The organism is candidate division KSB1 bacterium, assembly GCA_022562085.1.
Classification (GTDB): Bacteria; Zhuqueibacterota; Zhuqueibacteria; order Oceanimicrobiales; family Oceanimicrobiaceae; genus Oceanimicrobium.
The window spans coordinates 1-7,821 of sequence record JADFPY010000214.1; the positions used below are offsets into that span (position 1 = coordinate 1).

Annotated in this window: 7 protein-coding genes; 3 read left to right on the forward strand and 4 right to left on the reverse strand. The window is 40.9% G+C overall.

What is annotated here, in order from left to right; all coding sequences use genetic code 11:
* Positions 1-382: 382 nt before the first annotated feature.
* From IH879_15720 to IH879_15735, 4 genes are all read right to left on the reverse strand, one after another.
* On the reverse strand, positions 383-2,590 hold the full coding sequence (locus tag IH879_15720; protein MCH7676375.1) for a response regulator: 2,208 nt from the start codon (positions 2,588-2,590) through the stop codon (positions 383-385).
* A 19-nt stretch (positions 2,591-2,609) separates the two neighbouring features.
* The gene (locus IH879_15725) at positions 2,610-2,990 is read right to left on the reverse strand and encodes a response regulator (GenBank protein MCH7676376.1); all 381 of its coding nucleotides are present in this window, start codon (positions 2,988-2,990) and stop codon (positions 2,610-2,612) included.
* Positions 2,991-3,054: 64 nt separating this feature from the next.
* Entirely contained in the window at positions 3,055-4,905 is a 1,851-nt protein-coding gene (locus IH879_15730) for an Hpt domain-containing protein (GenBank protein MCH7676377.1), read from the reverse strand.
* A gap of 276 nt (positions 4,906-5,181) precedes the next feature.
* Entirely contained in the window at positions 5,182-5,445 is a 264-nt protein-coding gene (locus tag IH879_15735) for a YceI family protein (protein ID MCH7676378.1), read from the reverse strand.
* A 768-nt stretch (positions 5,446-6,213) separates the two neighbouring features.
* On the opposite strand from IH879_15735, the gene IH879_15740 reads away from it, so the two are divergent.
* From IH879_15740 to IH879_15750, 3 genes are all read left to right on the forward strand, one after another.
* On the forward strand, positions 6,214-6,357 hold the full coding sequence (locus IH879_15740; protein ID MCH7676379.1) for a hypothetical protein: 144 nt from the start codon (positions 6,214-6,216) through the stop codon (positions 6,355-6,357).
* A complete protein-coding gene (locus IH879_15745; protein MCH7676380.1) occupies positions 6,338-7,066 on the forward strand; it encodes a GNAT family N-acetyltransferase in 729 nt (242 codons plus the stop codon). Before IH879_15740 ends, IH879_15745 begins: the two co-directional genes overlap by 20 nt.
* Before the next feature lie 127 nt (positions 7,067-7,193).
* On the forward strand, positions 7,194-7,821 hold a 628-nt coding region (locus IH879_15750), incomplete at its 3' end, for an AEC family transporter (protein MCH7676381.1).

Consider the following 7,821-nt stretch of genomic DNA (forward strand, 5'->3'; position numbering starts at 1 on the left):
GAAATGAAGGCAAGCAAGGGCGGGACTGTTTAAAACCGCGGTTGTTGCTACGTTGCAGTAGAGTTGGGTAGGAAATGGTCCCATTTGACCTGTGTGAGTGCCGCTAAAACTGCCATAAAAGGCAACGAGATCTCCTTCTTTAATCGGGGAACATTCGGGGACAAGCTTGTAATTTGTAGTTTGTTTTTTGAGATTTGCGGCTTGCCCCGTTGGATAGCCCAATTTATCCCACGGGGCTTGTCCGCGTTAGGGTAGGGTCGTACCACCAATAACAGAAACTACCCTATCTAAAATGATGATATCCGGCAAATGTTCTAAGATTTTTTTCATCCTTTGCCACCTGTCTCTGTTTCAAAATGGTAGTAAGGAAATCAAGAAATGTTTAGACGCCGGATGAATTCTTGATCAAATTACGGTTGACTTCGGAATCATCCACCACTAGTATGGTCGGTCGCGGGTCTATCCATTTCGCAATGGCCTCCAAAAACACTTTCTTTCTTAGTGGCTTGGTGAGATAATCGTCCATCTCGTTCTCCAAACATCTCTCCCTGTCCCCCTGCAAAGCGTGGGCGGTAAGGGCAATGATGGGCACGCGTTCCTGGTGTGTATTTCGCTCCAAGCTTCTGATTTTCTTGGCAGCGGCAAAGCCATCCATCACCGGCATCTGAATGTCCATCAATATCAAATCGTAGTGAAATTTCCGCGCCTCTTGTACGGCCACTTGGCCATTTTCAGCGATATCTACCAAATAGCCAGCTTTCTCCAGAATTCTCTTAGCCAAATTCTGATTGTCTACATTATCTTCTACCAGCAGTATGTGATGATCTCCTTTTGGTTTGCTGGACTGCAAATTCGGCTCATGTGGTTTGACCTCCTCCGTTTTGGCCTGATCAGGGCGCAAAACCTGCCTCAAAGTATCGAATAACTTAGATTGTTTAACCGGTTTGGTGATAGATTTTGCAATGTTCAGTTGTTTTTGAACTCGTGCGCTGAATTCGCCCAAGGAGCATAGCATGACAATTTTAATATCGGTAAGTTTAAGTTCATTTCGAATGGTCTTAGCCACCTCGACCCCATCCAGTAACGGCATTCGATAATCAAGTATCACTAAATTAAATTGCTTGCCGTTTTTCCGCAAAATAGAAATGGCGTCAGCACCATCTTCCGCTTCCACTACCTGAAATCCTACGAACTGCAATGTCCTTTGCAAAAAGAGTCGATTATTGCGATTGTCATCTACCAACAACACGGAAACATCCTTGAAGTCCGGATGGCCATCTTCTACCTCTTTCACTTCTCTAACCTTGTCCAGAGGCAAAGTCAAATCAAAATGAAACGTCGTACCACATCCTTTCTTACTTTCCAACCACATGCGTCCACTCATGAATTCGACCAAAGATTTGGAAATACTCAATCCCAACCCCGTGCCGCCAAAATTGCGGGTAGTGGAGCTGTCGGCTTGGGTAAATTTTGCAAAAACTTTTGCTTGTTGCTGTTTGGCTATTCCTACACCCGTATCTGAGATCATAAAATGAAGTTCTAAATTGTTTACTTTATTCTCATGTTCCTTGTGGGATTTTGATGACTCAACTTTGATTGCCACTTCTCCTTTTTCGGTAAATTTAATGGCATTACCGATCAAGTTTACAAGTATTTGGCGTAGTCGGACAGGATCCCCAACGAACCAGGTAGGAATTTGGGGTTCAACGTAACAGAGCAGCTCGAGATTTTTTGCCTCAGTCTGAGCAATAAATAATCCCACTGTCTCCTCAACGAGTCCACGTAAATCAAATGGGATTTGCTCAAGAACCATCTGGCCTGCCTCAATCTTTGAGAAATCAAGTATATCGTTAATCAAAGAGAACAGCCCTTCTGAGGCAGATAGTACAACATTTAAATACTCTCGCTGTTCCGAATGTAACTCCGTCTCGAGGGTTAGTTCGGTCATCCCAATAATTGCATTTAAAGGCGTGCGAATCTCGTGGCTCATGTTGGCTAGGAACTCACTTTTAGCCTTGTTGGCCGCCTCAGCATCCTTGGCTTGCCTGACCCTTTCAAGCATCCTCTTTAACCTTATTTCTGATTGGGTCAAACGCTCTCTCAGGCGATTTACATCCAACTTCATCATATCAATGCTGAAATAAAAGTTAAAGGTACCTATTTCTGTTTCTACCTCTCGGATGTAGCAGGTAGTTCTGGGATAAGCAACAGTTCCATAAATTATTTTTGGCGATAAAATGGTTAAAACAGGATAATCTTTTTGAAGCAATGTAAGCCAATCTCCGGATGAGCTATTTAAAATTTCTTTAAAGAATCCTCCGTATTCTAATCGCAATTCATTTCTTTCACTTTCAGATGGCAGCGTGCCCAACCCTAAGATATTTGCTGCCATTTGCTCCTCAAATGAAACAGCGCAAAACCCCATAATTGAGCCCGAAAAATCTAAAATGGTTATCATTTTCATTTGGCAACAAAAAGCTTCCAGTTGATAGTCTGAATATCTTTTTATTGCTAAAGATAAACCGCTCATATCGTTTATAGCTTGTAAACATCCGGTAGAAAGTTTATCTAACAAAGCGGATCGTTTCATTTGTCTACCTCGGTTATGTTCAATCTTCGATTGCGTCTTTTATGGTTGATCTAAATTCCTTACAGAATTCTTCATCTCTGAATTTAAGAGGTTTTTCAATAAACCCTTTTGCCCCTGCTTTAAGACATTCCATAAGTATTTCTGTATCTTTTACCGCCGATATGAAAACAACTCTTGCATTTTCGTCATATTCTAATATCTCATGCAAACACTCCCGACCGTCTTTATTTGGCATAGTTATGTCCAAAAGTGTCAAACCGGGTTTATGCTGTTTATATAGTTCCACGCCTTCCTCGCCATCTTTTCCTCTGGCAAGCACCTCATGCCCGTCAGCTTCTAAAAATTTTTTTATCTCCTCGCTTAAATAGTCACTATCGTCGACAATAATTATTTTTGCCATTTTAACCATTCCTTTTGTTAGGTTATAGGTTTATGCATGAGTCCGTTTGTCTTACGTACTTTCTTTAGGATGACTCTCTGATTGGAATTTTTTGTTGTTTGTATTTGTTTCGAATTTCGAGTTTGTTTTCTCGCAATATAGGCGGTAATTTCAGCACAAAAATAGTGCCATTGCCTACCTTTGTTTCGATGGAAACAGAACCATTCAATTTTTCCATATACGTCTTAACTGCATCCAGACCTACACCACGTCCACTTATTTCACCGGCCTCTTTCTTAGTTGTAAGCCCTGATTCAAATATCAAGTTTATTTTTTCCTCTGTGGATAATTTCGCTAAATCTTTCTTTGGAATGAGGTTACGTTCAACAGCAACTTTGGCAATTAGGTCCGGATCCATTCCCTTGCCATTATCGGATATCGTTAAGGTTGACCCGTTTTTGTCACTCTCAAACGATATGCTGATTATGCCTGCTCCCTTATTTGCTTTTTCTCTTTCTTCATTCCTTTCTATGCCATGGTCTACTGCATTGCGAATAATGTGGACCATACTCGGGTCTAAGGCATGCATAATATCCCTATGAACCATTTGTTCTGGGTTTTCAATCTTGAGATCCTCGATGTTTTTATTATACTTTTCCCTATAGAGCTGAATAATTCTTTGATACTTCTTGCAATAAGACGCAAATGGTTCAGAATCAAGATTACATAGATGCTCAAAAATCTGATCTATATCTAAAATTTCGCCGGAACTGATCCCTTGAATGAGTTTATTATATGCTGCGCCACTTATGCCGATTCTATCTTTTTTGTCTCCTGAAAAGATCTTTCTCCGAAGATCGGTAATGTTCCCAAACTCTGTTGTGAATAGCTCAAGACCTTGGCACCATTGCTCATACAAATCTGAGATATTCTCTGTTTTGAGTTTGATAAATAATTCTTCCAGGTTGCCTGCCAGCCTTGCTAAATTTCCAAATCCAAATGTCCCGGCATTCCCCTTGATGGTATGCATATCACGGTAAAGTTGAGTGACATTTGTTGACAAACGTTTAGAAGATTTAATTTGATCAAAGCCTCTTAAATATCCTTCGATGTCTCCGACGAACTTATCAACGGCAGGTTTATCAGTATTTACAAGGGCTATGACTCCTTCCATCAGAGCTTCCTGCTCACGCCGGCTCTTCTTAAGGGCCTTTTCAGATTTTACTTTCTCTGTGATATCAGTGGTTAACACCATGATTTTAGCTAAGGAATTATCCGTTACTATTGGTCTATAATCAACTTTTAGGACTTGCACTAAACCATTTGATTTCTTGTTAATTACACGAAATGGATTCAGTTTCTCATACATTTTCCACTTTTTAAAAAATCTTGGTTCTCTGACCAACTCAACCCATTTCTTGAAAACTCTGATCCCGTCTTCATCAGCATCAAATATTTCTTCAAGTTTTGCTCCTTGAAAATTGTCCATACCAAACAAGGTGCGTGCACGTAGAGAATGTTGGGCATTGATTGAACAATCCGGGTTGATGGTGAATATTCCTTGATCGAGATTGTTCAGCATATGTTCAATTTCCAGTTTTCCTTCAATCATTAGGCGAGCAAACTTTTCAGTAGCACCATAAATTCGATGGGTCATTTTTATCCAAACTAAAATGATTACAAGCGAAACAGCTATGATTAAAATAACGTCCGTAATCAAAAGTCGCATTCGAATACCTAACAAAATCTCTCTCGTCTCCTCATTTAAACTATAAAAATTGCTCATGACTCGTGTGATATATGAATATTTTAAGTAGTTGATGACAATTACTCCAACAAAAATCGCGACCATCAAGACCGCAACAGAACCACTAATTTTGAATTGAGAAACAGGTCTTATAAGATAATCCCTCGTTCGGCCTTGCTTCCTTGCCATTCTATTTTCTCCAAATTTCGAAAATTATATTTTAGGTCAAAGTGGTTTGCCTATCAACATCAATAAGAATAATAGCAAGTATAATTTTGTAACTCATCATGCCCTAAAATTTCGAATTTTATTATTACGTTATTCTCTACTTTAACTCCAAATTGTTTAGGAGGGCTAATTTCATGTTTCGTAAGTTTAATAACTATCACCCCTTTAGTCCGATATTCCCCTCCTTTGTAAGTTATACTTAAAGGAATGGAGACTTCTTTAGGCACCCCCCGTATTTTAAAATCCTTTAACGTCGCATTCCATATTGTCTGGTTGACCGGTACAATTAACCCCTGAGCTAAAAAATTCAATATCCGGGAATTCGCCGTCTTCAGTTTGAAAGATGCGCTGTCGCAAATGCTTATCTCGCACCTTCATACCTGTCGAGATAGAATTAACGGGTATTTTTACATTTATTTGTTTAAGGTTTAAACCATCCAGCAGCAGGGAACCCGTGAGTTGATTCGCTTTGCCATGAATGGTAAGAGCTTTTAGGTTCACCGGGCTTCAAAATAGTTGCAGAGCTTCACAATTGTAAGCCAGAAATTCACAGCCTCGCGCCAAGATTTCAAAAAGTTAGCTAAACCCGTTCCTCCCATGGTATCGTAAGTTTTTTTTTCCACTTGAGATTTGTTAACTAAATTTTATTTTTACGCTCGCACAGGATTTATCACCCACTTGTTTGGCCCATCAGGTTACGTGTGCCGTGACAGATCATCAAGCCAGCGATACGCGCGGGTGCCCTTGACATTAATAAAAAGAAACTGTGTGGCACGTGGCTTCAGCCCGTGCCTAAATGAAGGTTCTAATGAGCAAATAGGCGTACACAAAAAAATCCAGACCGACGCAAAAAACGCGCGGCTGATTTTGGTGGTTAAACTTACTGAATCAAATCATTCCTCCGCCTTCAACGCCGGCAACAGCGTAATTTTTTATCGCAGCCCGTACTGAGCATTCTCCCCACTCCGACGCAAGGCCCGGCCGGCGGCAAGTGAAATCATCTGCAATTTTCCATTTGCTTTTTGTTTTCCGGCTTTTTAGTTTATATAATCAAAATGTGGAAAGAGAAAATTAGATTTGCCTTTTTATCTTTCAAAATATTATGAGGTCTGCCATAACCTAGTTAAGGAGATCAACCATGAAAGGAAAAGAATCAAAGAGGGGTCTCTCTTTCTTCGGAAAGTTGTTTGCTAAAATTTATAAGAAGAATCTGGACAACGCGATTCCTGCATTGATAAAGGAAATGAACGTAAGCGTAGGCGTATAGACATGCTAACCAAAACCGTCAAAAGCATCTTCCCGTTTGTGCCTGCAAAGGACTTCGAAACCCAAAGCAGAAATGATGAGCGACGTTGTCCCAACAACGCACATCGACTCCAGGAATTTACTGTAGATGGAAGCACTGACGATTGACGACTTCAATGTCGTGATTGATTTACTTAAAAAGGATCGAGAGCGAAATATTAATATCCTCAATTTCATCGAAACATATGCCTACCAAAGCTATGAGCGAGTCGGGAATTCCGTACTTTTACGAGGCGTGAGCGATCATCTCTGGGTATTCATCAGCAGTAACTCTCAGGCTGAATTGAGACAGTTGGCGGCTAGACTTACTAAGGAAGACATTTATTTCGCGGCAATTGAGGACTGGATGGTATCGCTTTTAATCGGAAATAGAAAAATCGCCTGGGATCTCAATCTGATTCAGTATATTCTCCCAAAGCATGTGCTATTGCCCAAGCCAATGTATCCTCATCTTTCTCTCAATATTGATGATGCGCTTTATGTCTGCGAGAATTCCGATTACCAGGATTACTTCTCTGTCGAATACGTTGAGGACAGGATTTCACGAGGACCCAGCGCGGCAATCTACGAAAAGGACCAGTTAGTTGCATGGGCATTGACTCAAGATGATGGTGCGATAGGATTTCTGCATGTCCTTGAAAGCCATCGAAAAAAGGGCTACGGCTATCAAATCACCTTAGGATTAAGCGAGCAGATAAGAAGCCAGGGCAAGAGACCCTTTGCATATATTAAAAAAGAAAATACCAGATCCATAAAGTTAGTGAGAAAACTCGGCTTCATTGAACAAAAACAAATTCAATGGTTTAAGCTAGCATAGACACCAAACCCTTTTTACCATGTATCGCTTATCAAACACTATGTTCGAGCAGTTAGGAGTTACAAAAAATGAAGGTCAGACGGCGGCAGAACCCACTCCCATCGATTAATCTTACGAAAACTGCTTCATGAGCATCTTCGAAATCATCCTGCCAATTTTGAGCATTTCCTGCATCGGCTGGGCGCTAATCAAGTTCAATGTCATTAGTGAAGGTGCAAGAAATGGTACCTCAACCCTGACATTCTCCATCTTGATCCCGGCCTTGCTTTTCAAAGGAATGTACGAAGCAAGGGAGATTGAGCAATTAAATATCCTATATCTTCTATCCTTTTACATACCCCTCACCGTCACCTATTTTTTGTCCCGCTATCTGTTCAACAAGTTTCTCTTTCCCGATCAAGTCCATGCCACGATTGCCGGACTCAGTGCGAGCTATTCAAATACCGTCCTGGTGGGTATTCCGGTTCTGCTAAATTATATGGGCAGCGAAGCGATACTTCCGGCATTTGTGATAATATCCATTCATGCCGGATTTCTGTTAACACTATCGTCCTATCTGGTCACGGCAGCAGAAGCGGGTTCTATGAATTTGCGCAGTTTGGCGAAAGCATTTTACACCTCGCTTAGAAATCCCATCATCTTCAGTCTGCTCCTGGGATTCATCTTTAATTATTTTGATGTCTCACTTTTTGGGTGGATGGAATCGGTGCTGACCAGTTTAAGCAAGGCCGCCTTACCCGTTGCCCTGATTGTCC